This window comes from Chryseobacterium sp. SN22 (genome assembly GCF_008329705.1).
GTDB lineage: Bacteria > Bacteroidota > Bacteroidia > Flavobacteriales > Weeksellaceae > Chryseobacterium.
The window spans coordinates 29,376-49,656 of sequence record NZ_VTSX01000005.1 but is presented as its reverse complement, the minus strand read 5'-3'; the positions used below and the strand labels follow the sequence as shown (position 1 = coordinate 49,656).

Annotated in this window: 11 protein-coding genes; all 11 read right to left on the bottom strand. The window is 43.9% G+C overall.

Going from position 1 to position 20,281, the window contains the following annotated elements; genetic code table 11:
• Positions 1-19: 19 nt before the first annotated feature.
• Positions 20-2,044, bottom strand: a complete 2,025-nt coding sequence (locus FY557_RS04475) for an NPCBM/NEW2 domain-containing protein (protein WP_149246092.1) — start codon at positions 2,042-2,044, stop codon at positions 20-22.
• A 4-nt stretch (positions 2,045-2,048) separates the two neighbouring features.
• Entirely contained in the window at positions 2,049-3,440 is a 1,392-nt protein-coding gene (locus FY557_RS04470; protein ID WP_149246091.1) for a glycoside hydrolase family 43 protein, read from the bottom strand.
• A gap of 14 nt (positions 3,441-3,454) precedes the next feature.
• A complete protein-coding gene (locus FY557_RS04465) occupies positions 3,455-4,573 on the bottom strand; it encodes a glycoside hydrolase family 43 protein (RefSeq protein WP_149246090.1) in 1,119 nt (372 codons plus the stop codon).
• 77 nt (positions 4,574-4,650) lie between these two features.
• On the bottom strand, positions 4,651-7,206 hold the full coding sequence (locus FY557_RS04460) for a glycosyl hydrolase 115 family protein (RefSeq protein WP_149246089.1): 2,556 nt from the start codon (positions 7,204-7,206) through the stop codon (positions 4,651-4,653).
• A 38-nt stretch (positions 7,207-7,244) separates the two neighbouring features.
• Entirely contained in the window at positions 7,245-9,686 is a 2,442-nt protein-coding gene (locus FY557_RS04455; RefSeq protein ID WP_149246088.1) for a TIM-barrel domain-containing protein, read from the bottom strand.
• A gap of 48 nt (positions 9,687-9,734) precedes the next feature.
• Positions 9,735-11,660 (bottom strand): alpha/beta hydrolase-fold protein, encoded by a 1,926-nt coding sequence (locus tag FY557_RS04450; protein WP_149246087.1) that lies wholly within the window; start codon positions 11,658-11,660, stop codon positions 9,735-9,737.
• A 199-nt stretch (positions 11,661-11,859) separates the two neighbouring features.
• Positions 11,860-13,386: a glycoside hydrolase 43 family protein gene (locus tag FY557_RS04445; protein WP_228451703.1), complete on the bottom strand. Its 1,527-nt coding sequence runs from the start codon at positions 13,384-13,386 to the stop codon at positions 11,860-11,862.
• A 152-nt stretch (positions 13,387-13,538) separates the two neighbouring features.
• Positions 13,539-15,257: a glycoside hydrolase family 43 protein gene (locus tag FY557_RS04440; RefSeq protein WP_149246086.1), complete on the bottom strand. Its 1,719-nt coding sequence runs from the start codon at positions 15,255-15,257 to the stop codon at positions 13,539-13,541.
• 307 nt (positions 15,258-15,564) lie between these two features.
• Positions 15,565-18,030, bottom strand: coding sequence for a glycosyl hydrolase family 95 catalytic domain-containing protein (locus tag FY557_RS04435; RefSeq protein WP_149246085.1), 2,466 nt, complete (start codon positions 18,028-18,030; stop codon positions 15,565-15,567).
• A 142-nt stretch (positions 18,031-18,172) separates the two neighbouring features.
• On the bottom strand, positions 18,173-18,988 hold the full coding sequence (locus tag FY557_RS04430; protein ID WP_149246084.1) for an SDR family oxidoreductase: 816 nt from the start codon (positions 18,986-18,988) through the stop codon (positions 18,173-18,175).
• A gap of 47 nt (positions 18,989-19,035) precedes the next feature.
• Complete coding sequence (gene uxuA, locus FY557_RS04425) at positions 19,036-20,214, bottom strand: mannonate dehydratase (protein ID WP_149246083.1); 1,179 nt, start codon at positions 20,212-20,214, stop codon at positions 19,036-19,038.
• Positions 20,215-20,281 lie beyond the last annotated feature (67 nt).

Sequence of the window (20,281 nt, the reverse complement as noted above, 5' to 3'; positions counted from 1 at the left end):
TCTGATATTCAAGTTTTAATTATTTATTTGAAATAAATTTATAATACGCCACGCCGTGCGCCGGAATATCCAGTGCCAGATTTCCCGTACCGGTATTGATTTTCGCAATATCCTTCTGTCTCCACAGATCGCGCACCGTCTGATTTCCGGAAATTCCCAGTTTTTTAAAATCTTTATAAGCGAGCTTTACTTTTTCCCTTCCGAAATTGGCAAAGGCCACCGCTTTTCCGCCGTCTTCAAGGTCTTTAACGTAGATCTTCAGTTCGCTGATAGTATTCAGGCAAACGCCCTGTTTTCCCAACGCATCCTGATTGACGGCAATGACTTCATCGTTGGTTAAAAGATTTAGGGTAAAATCATCAAGTTTCTCCAGGTCACAACCGATCAGTAGCGGTGCAGAGAAAATGCTCCAAAGGCTGATATGAAGGTATTGTTCATCAGGTTTCAGCTTGCTTTGGTGCGGGTTTCCCCAGCCGACTACGCCGACAACCAGCATATCCGGATCGTTCCGGTTGCCGGGTTTGGCGTAGGAAGCGGCTTTGTCCTGGGCAAGGGCAATATTTTTCACGCTGGCCCAGGTATCGGTAATATCATTGGTGGTACGCCAGGATTGGGCATGGGTTTCATCGCCCCATTTCCAGACATCGCCCATGCCGTACTGGCAGAGATTATAGACAATGTCCCTGGGCTGTCCGTACAGCAGGTCGCCCATAAGTTTAAAAGGTTTTACCCCTTTATCCAAATCGCCGCCGCCGTTGAAAGCTAATGACGGAACTTTATTAAGGTCGTTATCCGGCAAACCGTCGATCACGCCGCCGTAGCTGCACCAGTCGTATTTCAGGTAATCGACTCCCCACCGGGAGTAGATTTCGGCATCCTGCTTTTCATAGCCGTAGCTTCCGGCACATCCGCCGCAGGTCCACGGTCCGGGAGAGGAATAAATTCCCATTTTGAGGCCGTTCGAGTGAATGTAATCGCCCAGGTTCTTCATATCCGGAAATTTGGAATTGGTTAAAATATACCCGTACTTATCCCGGAACTGCCCTTTGAAAGACGGATCTTTTCCGTCCCGGTTGTACTGCCATGAATCATCGATGTTAATGTAGTTCCAGCCGTGGTTGATAAGCCCTGATTTAACCAAAGCATCAGCAGCGCGCTTCACTTTGTCGGCTGATACTTCATGTCCGAAACAGTTCCAGCTGTTCCAGCCCATCGTCGGGGTCAGGGCAATCTTGTCGCCGCATTCGATCTTTAATTTTTTAGAGGCTGTACCTTTGGCATTCTCTGCGGACAGGACAACTTTGTAAGTTCCTTTGGTATTTACTTTCCCGGTAATGATTCCGGTTTGAGGATCGATCTGCAATCCTTCCGGAAGATTTTCTGCTGAAAAAGTCATCGGACGGTCTCCGGTTGCCGGAACCCTGAAGAGGAAGGGCGAACCGGGACGCACGCCGTAAATCCCTGCGGAATTGATTTTCGGTACCGCCGCAGGTTTCGGGGTTAAAATATAAAGTTCCGAAGCGATTGGATTGAAGGTTTCCAAAGTGGAAACGCCTGTTGTTTCGAACCGGGCATCCACCCAATCCGCGTGATCGTAATAGGGTCCGTTTCCGCCGTCCGTAACCACCAGTTCCAGCTGTTTAATCCCTTTTAAGGAAACAGAAACCGGTTTCGCAGGATCTCCCAGATGCATGATTCCGCTGGACCATAATTTTTTATTATCCCCGTAAATCTCAAATTCCACGGCGGGCTTGTGCCCTTTCATTTCATCATCCAGTCCAACCAAAGCCGAGAACTTAGTCGCTTTTCCATTTAATTTAATGAGTAAAGAGCTTTCGGCATGGGTTCCGAAACCGCGGTCGAAAGTTTTACCGGAAATCGTCAGTTTCTTTCCGTCTACGGAAGTATTGATTCCGGGTTTCCCGTTTCCCTGTGTGGCAACATTAAGATCCAGCTTATCCAGCCATACGGTGGATTGGGCTTTAGAAATCTGGCCTGCCAATAAGAAAGCCGCGGAAAGTATAAGTATTTTATTCTTCAGCATTATTTTAATTCATTTGGTTAAATTTCCACCAATCGAAATAGAAAAGGTCTTGATCTCCTTTAAAGACAAAATAGAGATCATGGATGCCTTTACTGTTTTTCATGGGCGTATTGATGGTCTTGTACAGATCGCCCTCGCCTTTTCCGGTAATCTGTACGGTGCCCAATAAAGGCCCGTCAAGTGCATCGGTGCGTACTTCTATTTTTCCGCCATGAAGGGAAGCGGCATTAACGTCCAGAGACTGTATGCCTTTTGAGAAATCGACGCCCTGTATTTTGATGTAATCCCCCTGATTAATAGAAGTGACAATGATACGATCGGTAATTTTCTTACCGCGGTTATACGGCTGATTACGTTCCCATTCCGTCACCATTTCCGTTTTCAGGCCTTCGCTGTATGCCATGGTTTCGGCCTCTACTTTTTGATAGGAATTAAGGGTACCGACTCTCTTTGCGCCGTCCGCTGTCCAGAAAGGAAGCTTCCGGATCGTTCCGTCTGCATTGTAAGTGAGTTCCGTGACACTGACAGACCGGCGTTCATAATGCTTGCTCATGGTCTGCATCCTGAGCATGTGATTGAACCCGAAAACATATGATTTTCCTTTGAAATCGATAATTCCGGGATGATTTCCGCTGGACCGCTGATCACCATCCATGATTACACCACCATACTTCCAGGGGCCGACCGGTGACTTCGCCATTGCATACCCGATTCCTTCAGGACAGCATTTGGAAGCATAGGCCATGTAATAGATGCCGTTTTTTTTCCATGCCCAGGGCCCTTCCTGATAGTGGAAAGGATCAGGAGCATCTTTTACCTTGGCGAACGAAGGATCTTTGGTAATGGGTCCGGCGAGCGAAACCATATCTTCGTTCAGCTTCGCATACCAGAGGTTAGGGTTACCCCAGTAGAGGTAAGCCTGCCCGTCGTCATCGATAAAGACGGTAGGATCAATGTCATCCAAAGAATTTTTGATCAGCGGTTTTCCTATGGGGTCTGTAAAAGGTCCGTACGGACTCTCTGCCACCAGGACACCAATTCCCATATTATTGGGCATCGGGCAATACATATAAAATTTGCCGTTTCTTTCAATAACCTGAGGGGCCCAGGCTCCGTTTTCCGGATCCGTCCATTTAAAATCTTTCAGGGAAGCTACGATGCCATGATCGGTCCAGTTGACCATATCCGTAGAAGTGTACAGCAGCCAGTTTTTCATTTTAAACCCGAAAGCATCATCCTCATCATGGCTGGTGTACAAAAAAACCGTGTCTTTATACACCATCGGCGCAGGATCTGCGGTGAATTTGGTCTGGATGATGGGATTCTGGGCAGCCAGTGACCATCCTGCAAACATTAAACCTGCGTTCAATATATATTTTAAATATGTTTTTGTCATGATTGATTTTTAATTTAATATTTAATGATTTTTTCCGTCCAGGTTGGTCCGTCGATATAGAACATCCCGTTTCTGTAATGTACCGGCTCGATTCCCATTTGCGGACCCAGTTCCCAAGACTCGAAGGTCTGACTATACGGATACGGTCGTTTTTCATCCATAAAATAATGGCAGGAATTCCAGAGATTTCCGTCCGGACCGATGAATAAGGCATTGTGCCCTGTTTCCTGATAAGGGTCTTCGGTATCTGTAAACTGCAAATTTTCGTAACCTCCATCTTTTGCCATTTGCTGTCTGTAGGCTTTTTTGCGGGTTCCGAAAATCGGTTGTGGCGAAGCAAGCTCCCAGGGGCCCAAAGGTGATTTTGATTTCAGTAAACCAACTTCATAGCCTCTTGTCCACGTGGAAAAAAACATAAAATAGGTTCCTTCTTTTTTCGTCACGAAAGGTCCTTCGATTCCGCCAACCATCCATTCCGGCCAGCCCGGCTGTTTTTTATCCAGAAATTTTTGAATCGGGGTGGTAAGCTTTCCTGTTTTCAGGTCGATTTTAGCCTGAAACAATCCGTTTCCACTGCAATAGAGATAGACCTGACCATCGTCGTCCTCGAACAAAGTGGCATCGTTGTTATATTGTGGAATAAGCGGACCGTTCAACAGTTTATAAGGACCCGTCACTTTATCAGCCGAAAACAGCCAAATGCTGTGGGTCGCCATTCCTTTCGGGTCTTCCTTGGTTACCTTTCCGCTATTGACAATCAAATAATACTTTCCTTTGATGAAATGAATTTCGGGAGCCCAGAAGCGGCCGTCATAAGGACAGTCTTTTGGAAGTTTTTTAGCATCAATGATAAAAGAATGCTGTTTCCAATTCACCATATCTTTTGAAACCAACATCCGGACCCCCGGATTTTTGCCTTCCCAGACAGGATTGGAAGTTCCCACGCAATACCACAAATCATCAACCTTAATGATGAAATGGTCGCGCATAGAAATGGCAGAATCTCTGGTAATCGGGTTGGTATACCGGAATTCTCTTTGGGCTGAAACTTTTGATGTCTCACTCTGAGCAAAATCCAGATTTGAAGTAAAAATTAATATTGAAAAAACTAAAATATTTTTAAATAACTTCATAATTATAATCTTGTCTTTTTATGTTAATAGGATTTCATCCTATTCTATTTTAACTCGTCCCGTTGGGACTTTATGATTTATCTTTTATAAGGACTTTCATCCATTTTCAAATACGTTTCTTCATAACCGCCATTGTCTACGATGATTTTGTGCAGTACAATTCCAGGGTCAAGAGGTTCTATTGTCAAAATAAAATTGCCGTTTTGATTTGCCGGAACAACGAATGTTTCAACTTTTTCTACGATTCTTGCTGCTGCGGCAGGATACATTTTGGTATAATTGTTTGCCCAGGTCAAATCCTGATTAAGACCGATGATTTTTGAATTGTTTTTACCGAGATAAGCCTTTACACTGTGTCCACCTTTTTTAAACGGAAGCGTGGAATCAAAAATGAAATGAATTTTCACCTTGGAAGGTTGAGTTTTCAGATTAAACTGATAGGTTATCGCTGAACCAGTAGTTTTTTCCGTGTAAGGCATCAATGCAATCCCGGAAAGCGTCCTTCCCAGATCATGAATGACCGTCCATTTTGTATTTGCTGAAGCTTTAACTTCAAAGAAATGTTCGGCTTCCATTGCAACGACACCGTTTCTTTCTTCAAAAATGTAACCGCCTGTTTTTGCTTCTTCTTTCGTAATTCTGTAGACGGCTGGCTTGATATTTCCCTCTTTCGGTTCGTCCCAGGATTTGTAGCCAATGTGCGTCTGGTCCATCATATGATTCCATTTTCCGTTGGAAATATTGAGGTTATAATCCTTTGTATATTCTGCATCTCTGGCGAAACATTCATCGGCATAATCTGCCCACTCATTGGCTTTCAGGTCTTTTTCATCCGCCAATTTGTGGTTCATTGCGACGGCATAATACATATCGTAAAGATTCGCCATCGCACGAACGGGATGCAGGACAACCTGCTTATAGGTATCTTTGTAAGCCTCATCTAAATTGATGAATTGTCTCAAAGCTCTCGTTTCCAAAGCTAAATATGCATCTTTTACCTGCAAAAATTCACCGCTTTGAAGATTGTAGGTTTTAGCATTCAGCATTTCTGCCGAAACTCTTGAGTTGTATTTACAGTAAAGATTAATGATTTCTGCAATTTCCTTTGCATCGGTCTTTCCAAAATGTTCTTCTGCAAATTTCACCGAATAATTTTCAAGATTATCCTGTGTAAAAGAAGTGGGATTCCACGCCATATTCAGGAAGAAATCCATTGGATATTCGTTCGGTTTTAAATCTCCGACATTCAGAATCCAGATTTTATCAACGCCATAGCTGTACGTCAACTGCAACTGTTCCCATATATGCGGAATCTGCGTCATATTCAGCCATTGATAGGCTCTCGGCGCACCGTGTAAATCGACGTGATAGTACATTCCGTAACCGCCCGGATGTTTTTTGGAATTCAGTTCGGGAAGTCGTCGCACATTTCCCCAATTGTCATCACAAAGCAAAATAATGACATCGTCCGGAACTTTCATTCCCTGATCATAATATTCCAACACTTCACTGTACAGAGCCCAAAGCTGAGGTGTTTTCTTTGCAGATTTTCCCGATACTTTTTCAATGACTTTTCTCTGGTCATTCATGATCTGCTCCAGCTGTTTAAAGTTGGCTTCGGCACTTCCCAAATCGCTCATTGGTTCGTCGCCGTCACCACGCATTCCCATTGTTACGAGATGATCATAATTTTTATTACGATTGAACCCGTCTTCCCAGAATTTCAGAATCGCTTCTTTATTGGTGTGGTAATTCCATTCTCCGTTTCCGTATTCTTTGCGGTGATTTCCCCATTCTTTCTGGGCACGCATCATCGGCTCGTGATGTGAAGTTCCCATTACAATTCCATATTCATCGGCTACTTCCGGATTAAGCGGGTCGTCTTCATTAAAGGCTTTGCCCCACATGGCAGGCCAAAGATAATTGGCTCTGAGACGCAGCAAAAGTTCGAACATATGCGAATACATTTTGCTGTTGATACCTCCGAATTTCGTTCTTGCCCAGGTTCCGAAAGCAGGCTCTTCATCATTGATAAAAATCCCGCGGTATTTCACTTTTGGCTCACCAGAAGCAAAATATCCCGGTACAACATATGCAGAAGAACGTTTCTGAACAGGAACATCATTCCACCAATGCCAGGGTGAAACGCCGAGCTGTTTTGAGATTTCATAAATCCCGTAAATAGTTCCTCTTCTATCACTTCCTGCAATAACAAGTTGTTTTTTGGATTTTGAATTTTCTATGGTCGTTATCACGAAACTTTCCCATTTTCCTTTCAAATCTTTGGCATTGATTTTTTTGGATGAAATCAGTTTATCAATCTGCTTATTGGTTCCAACCGTTCCGATGATGATTTCAAATTCGCCGGAAGTCTCTGTTGCTGAAAGATTTGGTAATTTTCCGGTCACTTTTTGAATATCCGACTGTAAATCTTTTACGGTACGGATGACAACAAAATTTTCTGATTGGTCATAAAACAAGTCTGCCACTTTTCCTTCTTTTGAAAACAGGGGAAAGCCTTTATCATCTGAAATAATACTTTCTGTGATTCCCGAAGTCTGCTGGGCAGAAAGAATTCCGCTTCCAAAGAAACAAAACAGGAAAATTATCTTGATATTTTTATAGGCTTTCATATTGATTTAATTTTATTAAAGGCTTTAAAGCATCATCATTAATTAAAAATCACCTGAACATTTCCACCTGAATAATCCACCCTTTTCTGCTGACCATCAGGAAGAATTAAGTTGAAATTTCGTTTCTCAATCATTCCTTTAAATTTTCCTTTCCGGGTATCAATCGTCAGGGTTTTTGATTTTTCGTTCCAGTAAAAAGGAATTTCGGTAGAGGCTCCCTTTTCATAATTGTAATTGTCGAATTCATCTTCGTACAAGATGAAATCCGCATCGGTTCCCGGATAAATTCTAACTGTAAGATCGTCCCATTTTTTCTCCGTGGCAAACTGTACATCAGGACCAAAAGGAATAATACATCCCGCTTTTACGTATAACGGAATGCTTTGAAGATTAACGGATTTTTCAATTTCCTGACCGCCCTTGTGTTTTTCATTCGTCCAGAAATCAAACCAATCTGCGCCGGCCGGAAGATAGACCTTTACGGTTTTGTTTTGTGTGAAATCTACTTTGGAAACCGCATTTTCCACGCTTCCCTGTTTTTTGTCCCATCCTTCGTTTTCATCGGTGGTGATGATTTTTTCCGGAGTATACTGCGCATGGAGAACGGGAGCTACTAAAAATGATTTCCCGAAAAGGTATTCATTATTGATATCCCATGTTTTTTTATCTGAAGAAAAATCCATCGATAAAGCCCTGAGAAAACTCGAGTTGTTTTTGGAAACGTCATGGGAAACAGAATAGATATACGGGAGCATGCTGTACCTCAACCTGATAAACTTTTCTATCGCATCGTACACCACATCGCCTTTCTGTCCAAACTGATAAATCTCTCTTGGAACGTCGGTCCCGTGAGAACGCATCATCGGGGTGAAAGTGCCGTATTGAAGCCAACGAACGTACAATTCCTGAAACAGCAGGTTTTTGGCACCTCCGTTTCTTTTGTAGACTCCGGCAAAGAAGCCGCCGATATCGGAATTGAAATTCGGGTTTCCCGTAAGGCTGAAATTCAATCCCGCAGGAACCTGATTACGCAGCATATCCCAAGAAGAGTTGACATCGCCCGACCAGGTATTCGCTGCGTATCTCTGCTGGCCGGCAAAAGCCGATCTCGTGAGGATAAAAACCCTTTTATCGCCAGTTGTTCCGCGCTGATGATCGTAGACCCCGCCAACTGCCATCAGCGGATATGCATTTCTCACTTTCCGGAATGAACCAAGGTAAGTTTTAGTATCTAAATCTTCCGGTTTTTGGCTCAGGTGATCCGGCTCGGTAGAATCCATCCACCAGGAATCTACGCCGAGGCTGAAAAGGCCTTTGTTAAGATACTTCCAGTAAATGTCCCTTGCTTCAGGGTTATAGGCATCATACACGCGGACCCCGGAGGGATAATTCATATCGGGAGGCCAGATTTCCCTTCCCGACTCCGGCCAGGTTTTGAAGTTGAACAGCATTCCTTTCTGATCCATTTCCCGGTAAGGGTTGGTCATCGGCCCGAATGACGACCATATTGAAACAGAAAGATGTGCATTCCTGTCATGGATATCCTTCATCATTTTTTGGGCATCATGAAAATCGGGGCTGATGAAATCCATCGCGTTCCACTGGTAATTGTTTCCCCAATACTGCCAATCCTGGATAATCCCATCCAGTGGTACTTTTAATTCCCGGTATTTTTTCACGACATCTACTAATTCATCCTGGCTTTTGTAGCGTTCTTTGCTCTGCCAGTAGCCGTAGGTCCAAAGCGGGAGCATCGGTACATTTCCCGTCAGGTTCCGCATTCCAGCCACCACGCCGTCGGCATTTTTTCCGTAGATAAAATAATAATCCACACCTTCGCCTACTTCTGAAGAGAAAGAGGTTTTGTGCGGGGTATCGGTAAACTGCGTAGGAGAATAGTTATCCCAAAAGATGCCGTAGCCTTTGACAGACTGGAAAAACGGCACAAAATCCCAGGTATTATTCTGGGTCATCTTGACATCCGTATTCCGCTGGGACATTTTCCCGTTTTGTAAAATCCCCAGGCCATAGATCGATTCGTCTTTTTCCAGCTGAAAAGATTGTGAAACAGAATAGGTTTGATTCCCGGCATCATTAAACGGTTTAAGATCGCTTCCGGTTTCCTTCAACAATTCTTTTCCCGAGGCTGATGTATAGGTAATCATTCCATTTTCAACATCAATCAGAATATTTAAATCATTCGTTTTTAATGAAATAATATTCTTGCTTTCTGAAACTGAAAATTTAGTTTTCTGTTCTTTTTTAATAACCGACAAACTGTTTTTCTCAAATGATTTTCCGGCAGGATATTTAATGATCCTGACCGTATTTTCACCATACAATCTGACTTCAACATTTATATGATCAGCCGAGAATTTTAACCCTGAATCTGTTTTCTGATACGATTGCGCACTGAAATTTACCGACAGTATGACCATTGTACCGATTACTGCTGTATTTTTAATAAGGTTGAAATTCATGGTGGTGATTTTGGATTACAGTAAAACTTAGCGGGTATTTTTTTTATTTTATTTAAAAAGCAATTGGGCAAAATTGTACAGGTTGTTTCTCCAAACCGGCCAGGTGTGACCGCCCGGATATTCGGAGTACGTGTATTTAATGCCTACATCATCGAGTTTTTTCATCATGACCTGACCGTTTTTATAGGCGATATCTTCTTTTCCACCCATCGATATCCAGAAGTTTTTCAGGTTGGAATTGATTTTCGACTTGTTATCCGTCATGAACTGATATTCTTTGTCTGCTACTTCCTGAAGCGACGGCAGGATCCAGCCAGAACTGAAGACGCCCAGAGAAGAAAACATCTCCGAGTTCTGAACGCCCGTATGCAGCGTATAAATTCCACCCATTGAAAGTCCGGCCAACGCTCTGTTCGCCGCATCTTTTTTAATTCTGAAATTGGCTTCGGCAAATGGAATTACCGATTCTTTCAGTTCTTTATCAAACATCTGCAGGTTTCTCGCTCCGAAGCTTCCGAAGCCCGCAGGTCCGATATTGGCATCCGGCATCACAACGATCATCGGCTTGGCTTTGCCTTCGGCAATCAGGTTGTCCATAATCAGGTTGGTTTTTCCCTGCATCGCCCATCCGCTTTCGTCTTCACCGCCTCCGTGCAGGATATACAGCACCGGGTAAGAGTCAGCGGTATTTTTATCATAGCCCGGCGGCGTGTAAATGAACACTCTTCTCCAGGAGTTGGTTACTTTCGAAAAGAAATTCTGAATTCTGATATCGCCGTGTGGAACGTCTTTCATCGCATAATAGCCATCACCCGCAAACGGCACTTCGATTCCGCTCGCATATCTTCCCATTCCGTAAAAAGATCTGCTGGAAGGGTCTGCCACCGGTACATTGTCAATGACCATCGAATAGTAATGAAAACCTTCGCTTAAAGAATCAGTCGTCGTTTTCCAGACGCCATCGGTATCTTTGGTGAGGTCATATTTTTTTCCTAGATCAATCTGTACTTTCTGTGCTTCCGGCGCTTTCACCCTGAAGATGGCTTTTCCGTTGGGCATGATCTGCGGGTACTGTGCATTCCTGATGTTGGTTTCGGCAGGCAGGCCAAGGACCGTAAAATCGGAGAAAGTGGTTTTGTCAACCGGTTTGAAGATCAATTGTGAAAAGATGTACAAATCGTTTTTCCAGACTTTGAAATCATGGCCGCCCGGCTCGATGTAGAAGATGTGCGGGATTTTATTCTGCGCCAGGTAATCATGGGTCCTTTTGCTGAACGGCATGAGTCCGTCGGCGTCACCGCAGGAAATCCAGAGCAGCTTTAATTCTTTTGCCTTTTGAGGATTCGGCAGCAAAAGCTGTGGTTCTTTCGTATTCGGAGCGGATGAGAAGCCTCCTACCCAGGCAAATTTGTCGATATTCCCCAGTCCGAAGTTCAGGGTTTGTCCGCCTCCCATGGACAGTCCGGCAATTGCTCTGTTGTCGCGGTCTTTTTTTACCGGAAATTTCTTTTCTACATATGGAATCAGATCATTCAGTAAATCTTTTTCAAAAGTCGCAAATGCTTCCACTTTGTCTTTGGCCATAATGTTTCCCATAGCACGGTCGTCCTTCATGGCCCGTCCGTTCGGCAGCACGACAATCATTGGCGTCAGTTTCCCCTGCGCATATAGGTTGTCGAGAATAGTCTGCGGCGTTCCGTTTCTGTACCACTCTTTTTCATCCCCTCCGATGCCGTGAAGCAGGTATAATACCGGGTATTTTGTCCCCATTTTATAGCCCGGCGGCGTATATACCAATGCTTTTCGCGTAATCCCAACCGTTTTTGAGGGATACTGGATGGAATCTATTTTGCCATGGGGAATATTGGCATTCACTAAATCAAATCCCGCAGGTGCCTGGCGTTGTGTATTCTGTGCGGCTACCGGTATCACGATCAGCGATGCGCCTATAATGAGTAGAGATCTAATTTTCATTGGTTTTTATTTGTAATTTTTACACTTATTAATTTAGATAAAAAAATAATACCGGCAAGGGTTTATTTTTTCCGTTTATTTCAAGGTTTTACAATTGTTTATTAAAGGTCGCTCCTAAGGAACTTTAACGGATGGTTATTTCACCTTTTCTTTTCATAGGGCTGCACTCTATTCAAGGCTCGGTTTAAAGTTTCCCGGATTATTCAGCCTTATTCAAATCTGTATTGACCCTAAAAAAATCGACGTCCACAAAACCTCCTAAGTTTTTGGTCGCATAATTAAAAATCGCAAATTTGGAACCCATAAACAATCTCCGGTAATCGAAAATCATTTTGTAATCTTTTGCCATTTCGGTCCAGTTTTTCTGATCGGTGCTGTAGTAAAAATCCGCCAGGTCTTTTCCAAGGTTGAAATCGGCATCGATTTTAAAATAAACCTTGTCTGAATTGAGCAGAATCCGTTTTTTCTCTTCTTTTTTTACGTCCGTCACCGCCTTGTTTTTATTGTCTAAACTGACTTCATTGGTTGAAAATACAATGTACTTTTTGCCGTCTTCCTTTACCACAGACAGGATCCCGGAATCTCCGTTGAATGCACTGAATCCGGTAACATCACCGTCCTTCATCTCTTTAACATCCAGTGCAACGATTCCGCTGGATTTCGGGCCTTCCATTCTTTGGGTGAGCGTATTCGGAGCGAGGTACAGGTTGTCCACTACCCTGCTGGTTTTCAGTCTTAAAAATCCTTTTCTTTCGGATAACGACCAGGCTGAATTGACGGGATTATGATTCCATTGCCATTGGATTTTCATTTTTTTATCTGAAAATTCGTCGCTTTCGACCAGATGGTTTTTCGGCTTAAACGGCGGAAGAGGAACTTCTCCTTTTAAAGGGACTTTTCCATTGTCGCCCAATATCGGCCAGCCGTTTTCCCATTTTACCGGAATTAGAATCGGAACGCGGCCTACTCCATTTCTGTCCTGAAAGATCAGGGAATACCAGTTGCCGTTCTTATCATCAATCAGCGCACCTTGTCCGGCATAAGAAAATCCGAGGAAGTTATCTTCGAGAACGACTTTCTTTTCGTAAGGTCCATTTACTTTATCAGCCCTGTATACTACCTGACGGCGTTTTCCGCCTCTCGGCCAGGAAATCATCATCATGTAATATTTCCCGTCTTTTTTAATGATCTGGTTGCCTTCCAGCAATCCGGTTTCGGAAGCATCTTTCTGGAAAACCTCTGTCCCGTCCTGATTCCCGATAATGGTTTTAAAATCCGGGCTCAGCTCGAAAACTTTATTGGAAGTAAAGACATATACCCGGTCGTCATCATCAAAAAGCAGAGACGCATCATGAAAATGTCTTGTTCTCGTCAGCAGCTTCCAGTTTCCTTTTCCGGGATTGTCGGTGACATAAAAATACGATTTAAAAGGCTCGTCATTCGGGGAAAACAAGACATAGTATTTTCCTTTGTGATACCGGATGGACGATGCCCACTGTCCGCGCCCGTATACGGTTCCGTTCAGCAAATCATATTTGGAATTATCGTTCAAGGTGTCAAAAACATAGCTTGACATTTCCCAATGCACGAGATCTCTGGAATGCATGACCGGAGCCCCCGGCATGAGGTGCATCGTAGTGCTGATCAGATATAAATCATCGCCGTTCCGGGTGATGGATAAGTCCGGAGCGTCGGCCCAGATGATGGGATTTGTAAATGCTGTCATTTCCTTCTGAGAAGGGTTTATCTGGGCTGAAAGTGAATTCAGCCCGATAAATCCCCAAAAAGAAACTATATAAAATGATTTTTTAATATTCAAGGTGATATGGTTTTATTTTTCAAATCTTCAGGGTTTTAAAAATCTTGAAGGTTATTAAATTAATTCGGTACAATATCATTAGACAACGTGCTGTACAACCCGATTAAGCTTCCGGTGAAACCACCGGCTACATCGGTTGATAAGATGTCTCCGGAAACCGGTCCGCCCAGGTTTTTGAAATTTTTACCGTCCAGTGCATAATTGAAGCTGATGTTATCATTTTCACCGGTTACCTGGAGTTTAATGGTTTTGGAAAGGGAAATTTTCTCGCTGGTAATCAGTTTGGAGACTCCTTTTTCGGTTCTTTCGAGAACGATGTAATAGTCTTTGTCTTTTTTCGTAATCCCGAAGACATAGTTGAACCTTTCGCTTTGATAGCAGGTAATTCCGGCGAGTTCTTTTTCCGATTTCGGTTTGAAATCCAGGGTTACGGACGTTTCAAAATCTTCGTGCTGCAGCCTGTGGAATAAAGCGGATACCGGAGCCAGGGCTTTGATATTCGTTTCCATAGGATTCACTTTTACCCCGTTTTTCGTTGCAGTGATGAAATTTTCACGCGGTCCGCGCATGGCGATCCAACGGTAATCCAGATTTTTATCAGTCAGTTTATCATTGTACGTAAAGTTTCCGTTCGGGAAAAATCCGTTCTGCCCGGTCTGGTTTTGAGTTCCTTCCGGTAATTTCAGTTTCGGTTTCATCGGTACCAGTCCGTTCTGGAATACAGGATAGGTTCCGCTCCAGTCTACCGGTAAAACGAAGGTTTCACGGCCTTTGTTCACCCGGTTGTTGACGTTCGGACGGATGGCCAGGAATACACCGTACCATTGTCCGTTCGGTCCTTCCACCAAATCGGCGTGGCCTGCCCAGTCTACTTTTTCCTTACGGTCTTTCGGGAAATACCGCTGCGTCAGGATCGGGTTGTTTTTAGCCGGAACAAACGGTCCTTTCGGCGAATCGGCCATAAAGATCACTTCGCTGTGCCATCCTCCGGTTCCGCCTTCCGCGCACATCAGGTAATATTTGCCTTTGTATTTGTATAAATGCGGACCTTCAATCCAGATCGGTTTCTGGGTAATATCGACACCACCATTGACGATGATTCTTTCGGATCCTGCTACCACCTGGTCTTTTTCCAGGTCGTAATCCCACATTTTAATCACGCGGTGACCCTGATACTGCTCGGTTCCTTTCGGCGGCGCATCGTTGTGAACGATGTAGGCTTTTCCATCGTCGTCAAAGAAGATCGCAGGATCGATCCCGTCGAAATTCAGCTTCTGTACTTCGCTCCAGCCTTTCGCCGGATCTTTGGTTTTTACGACCATATTTCCTACTCCGCCCGCGATCTGCGTGGTGATCATATAAAACGTATCGTTGTATTTGTTATACTTAATGTCCGGTGCGTAAATTCCCTGGGAAACACCTCCTTTTTCTACTTTCAACTGTGACGGTCTATCGAGAACGTGGCCTACCTGTTTCCAGTTGACCATATCTTTTGAGGTAAAGATGGGAACTCCCGGAAACATAGAGAACGAGGAATTCACCAGGTAATAATCTTCGCCTTTTTTGGTAATGCTCGGGTCCGGGTAACAGCCCTGAAGAATCGGCGAGTAGAATTCGTCCGGTTTCAGCGGATTGTCGTTGTATATTTTATCGTTTCCTTTGTACTGGAAATCGGTGAATGTCTGCGCTGAAATACTGGTTACGGAAAGTAAAGCGGCAACAGCAATAATGCCGGCTTTGTTTTTTAGAAAATTTGAATTCATTGTTATCTTTTTCATATGTAGATATTAATTATTTTTAAAGGTCATATGGAATCGCTATATCTTCATTGGTGTCTGCGTTTGCTGCTAACCATGGCGATTTCATATATAAATTTCTTAATTTTTGTTTTAAAGCTTAAACCCTTTAAGGATCGTTGTTTGTTTTTTCGTTGTTCCACCGGTTGCACCTGCGGCTATGGTTGTTGAACCCTTCCAGGTTTGTTTTATTTTTAATAGGATTTTATCCTATTCTGATTTAAGCCGTCCCTTCGTGACTAATGTGCTTCCTTCGACTAGCCAGGGAAACATTACCTGTTCCTATTGATCAGTTTTTCATTTTCAATGTATATGTTTTTCCGGCTTCTGTTGGAAAATCATAGGTAAATTCGTTTTTAATTTCAACCGGATTCCGTTTTGCCTCTTTTGAGATCAACGGGGTTTTCATTTCCGGGGTTTCGAAAAACGGATTCGGGTTTTTGTCTTCTGCTATTTTCAGTATTTTATTTCCGGTAATCTGCATTTCGTTAGGGGTTCTCAGCCGGCAATTTCCGCCCAGTATTGATTTGATGATGATTTCTTTCACTTTATTATTTTTCCAAATGATATCGACTTCAAAACCGCCATACGTTTTCAGCCCGGAAATGTTTCCGTTTTTCCATTCATCCGGAAGAGCCGGAAGAATATCGATGAAACCGTTCTGGGTCTGCAGGAGCATTTCGGTGATTCCCGAGGTGCAGCCAAAGTTTCCGTCGATCTGGAACGGCGGATGGGCATCGAACAGGTTCGGATACGTTCCGCCTTTGCTTCCCCACCCGTCTTTTTCTACCAGGGTCAGCTGGTCTTTAATTAATTTATTGGCATGGTTTCCATCCAGCAATTTTGCCCAGAGATTCACTTTCCAGCCCATGCTCCAACCGGTGGATACGTCGCCCCGGTGAATAAGAACCGTTCTGGCTGCATCCGCGAGTTCCGGTGTCGTGAACGGGTTGATCTGGTTGGAAGGAAATAATCCATAGAGATGAGAAACATGCCGGTGGTTATCTTTCGGGTTGTCCCAATCGCCCATCCACTCCTGCAATTGTCCGTACCGGCCGATCTGCATCGGCGGTAATTTAGAGATGATGCTGTTCCAGACCGGAATCTGATCGGCATCGGTATTCAGGAGCTGTGCTGCTTTTCTGGTTTTGGTGAACAGGTCAAAGATCAGCTGGTTGTCCATCGTATTTCCGGCAGCCAGGGCACTGCCCTGATGTCCCTGCGGAATGTTTTCGGGAGACATCGACGGACTTACGACCAGCCAATGATGCGTCGGTTCTTCGATAAGAAAGTCTTCGTAGAACTGTACAGCCGATTTCAAAACCGGATAGACCGATCTGAGGTAATTCAGATCCCCGCTGTACAGGTATTTGTCCCAGAGGTGCTGGGAAAGCCAGGCGCTGCCCATCGGCCACATGCCGGCATTGGCGAAATCTACCACTCCGGTGATTCTCCAGAGGTCGGTGTTATGATGAGCGACCCAGCCGCGGCTGTTGTACATCGTACGTGCGGTTTCTTTTCCGGATTCACTCAAATCTTTTACCATTTGGATCAGCGGTTCGTGCATTTCCTGAAGTCCGGTTTTTTCCGCCGGCCAGTAGTTCATTTCCGTATTGATGTTGATGGTGTATTTGCTGTCCCAGGCCGGTTTATTCGAGTTGTTCCAGATGCCCTGAAGATTGGCGGGCTGTCCGCCGGGTTGTGAGGAGGAAATCAGGAGATAGCGCCCGAACTGGTAATATAAAGAAATGAGTTCCGGATCGTAGCCGGTCGCAAAATTTTTAACCCTGACATCGGTCGGATTTTTTGCTGCTTCCGATGTCCCTAAGTTGAAATCAACCTTTTTGAAATATTTCCGGTAGGCGGCAAGATGATTTTTGAATAGGGTTTTAAAAGATTTATTCTGCGCCGGTTCGATGAACTTTCTGCTTTTCAGGACTTCATCGGTATTCAGTGTTTTGTAATCCGTAAAATTGGTGGCCATTGAGATCAGGATCAATACTTCATCGGCATCACTTACCGAAATTCCGTTTTCTGAAATCTGGGTTTTTCCGCCTTTGTTGATGACTTTTGCCAGTGTACTGAATTTTACCTGTCCCTGAACGCCGTCCAGGGTGGAAGACAGACCATCCATCTGCAAAGTATTTGAATCAACGGCTTTACTGTTTTTTTTAAGTTCACTGCTGAAATTAGCGGTGAAACTAAGTGCTTTTTTCCGGTCTGAACTCAGTCTGATGACCATCACGTTGTCAGGAACCGAAGCAAAAACTTCTCTTCTGAAAGTGATTCCGTTTGAAGTAAATGTTGTAGTGGCGACGGCTTTTTCAATATCCAATTCCCGGTAATAATTTTTGATATTGCTGAGATGCGTAAAATCAAGGGTAAAATCGCCGACGTTCTGATAGGCCGAACCGTGAAGAGTTTTGGCGGTTAAACCTTTATCCGCAAGAACCTGTGCCCGTTTGTAATTTCTATTAAAGAGGTAATATCTGATGGAATCCAGGACTTTGGGACCGTCCGGATTATCGTTTCGGGAAGGACTGCCGGACCAGAAGCTGCTTTCATTAAGCTGTAGTTTTTCTCTGAAAGGATCTCCGTAAACCATTGCCGCCAGCCTTCCGTTTCCGACAGGCAGGGCTTCCACCCACTGAACAGCGGGCCTGTCATACCAAAGCTTGTTTTTCCCGCCTTTCTGGGCAAAGAAAGATCCGCTTATGAAAAGACCAAGGGTGAATATGCAATGTTTTAGGTTCATTAATTTTTTATTTTGTCCGTTATGCTTAACAGGAAATTTTTCATCATCATCTGTGGATATCAAACAAAATTTTAAAATGAGACCTTAACGTATGATAGTCAAGGTCTCTCTAACTATATATGAAGAAAATTAACCAATGATGTTAAACCCCGCTGAAGGCACTGAAACCTCCGTCTACCGGCAATAAGGCGCCCGTAATAAAACTTGCGGCTTCCGAGCATAGGAACTGTACGGCTCCGTTGAGCTCTTCCACTTCCCCGAAACGCTGCATCGGGGTTTTGGCAATTACCTTTTTGCTTCTGTCGGTTAACGAACCGTCGGGATTCAGAAGAATCGCGCGGTTCTGGTCACCGATAAAGAATCCCGGCGCTACCGCATTCACACGGATTTTATCACCGAATTTCAGGGCCACATCAGAAGCCAGCCACTGCGTAAAGTTGGTGATGGCTGATTTTGCCGCCGAATATCCCGCCACCCTGGTGATCGCTGAATAGGCAGCCATGGATGAGATGTTGACAATACTCCCGCTGCCCTGCTCTGCCATTACTTTTCCAAAAACAAAGCTAGGATAGACGGTTCCGTTGATATTGAGATCGGTTACCTCATCCCATCCTTTCATATCCATATCAAAGAATGACTGGTCAGGAGATAAGGTCGCGGCAGGAATATTCCCGCCTGCAATATTTAAAAGAATATCAATTTTACCGTATTTTTCAGTTATCTTTTTTGAAGCTGTTTCAAGGCTTGGAATGTCCATTACATTGGCTTCAACGGCAAATGCGTCACCGCCTGATGCCGTTAATTCCTTAACAAAAGCATCCAGTTTTTCCTGGCTTCTGCCCAATGCCGCTACTTTGGCTCCGGCTTCGATGAAACTTTTAGCCAGACTTCCGCCTAAAACACCGGAAGCACCTGTAATTACGGCTACTTTATCTTTTATGCTGAATATTTCGTTCATTTTTATGATTGATAAATGATGATTGATAATTGATCAAAAAACGAGTGCTAATTTTGCCTCGCCATTTCATTTTGTACAGCAGCCATTACGCCTTCAATTTGTCCTAAAGCCAGCATTCGGCCCAGGAATGAATAGCCGGGATTGTACCCTTTGTCTATATCTTCCGTCAGAAGCCTTCCGTGATCTATTCTCATCGGTAAATCCGGATTTTCTTTTTCGAATACGCGGATCACGTCGATCAGTTTTCCTCTTCCGCCCAAATGATGGGCTTCGATGAAATCTCCATTCTCGAAAACGTTGGTGCTTCTGAGGTGGACAAACTTTGTGCGGTGTGCAAATTTCCGAGCCAGCTTCGGTACATCATTCTGAAGATTGGCACTTAGTGATCCTGCACAGAACGTTAATCCGTTATGAGGATTATCTACTGCATTTAAGAACCAGTCAATGTCTTCCTCATTGGTTACGATTCTTGGTAAACCCAATAGCGCGAAAGGCGGATCATCGGGATGCACACACATCCGGATACCCCATTTTTCGCAAACCGGCATTATTTTCTCAAGGAAATACTTCAGATTCTGACGGAGCTGATCTTTATCAATTCCGTCATACAACGCCAACAGGTTGTTGAATTTTTCCACCGGGTTCAGATCCCCTTCTTTAATATTCCCATTGACGAATCCCTGGGTTTTTACAATCACCGAATCGATCAGATGGTTATTGTCTTCTTCGGTCAGGGTATTTTTCAGTTCTTCTACTTTCTGAAGAATTTCCTGCGTATAATCGTTTTCCGCTCCTTTTCTTTTTAAAATATGAATTTCAAAATAAGCGAATTTGGCTTTATCAAAATACAAGGATGAGGAACCGTCTTCCCATTGGTGGAAAAGATCTGTTCTTGCCCAGTCGAGCACCGGCATAAAATTGTAACAAACGGTGGTTACACCGGCTTTGCCCAGATTTTCGAGACTGGTGATGTAATTTTCTATTAAAAAGTCGCGGTCTTCCCCTCCGTACTTGATTGCTTCGCTCACCGGGAGACTTTCCACCACAGACCAGCGAAGACCGTAACTTTCTATATAATTTTTATAATCACTCACCGCCTCCAGACTCCAGACCTGCCCGTTGGGAATATCGTGAAGTGCAGAAACAATTCCTTCGACACCGATCTGACGAAGCGTCTCCAGTGTTATTTTATCTTTTTTGCCAAACCAACGCCAGGTTTTTTCCATAAGTTTTGAATTTTTCTTCAAATTAAACAAAATAGGTGCTTTTCAACACCTATTTTGCTGCTAATAT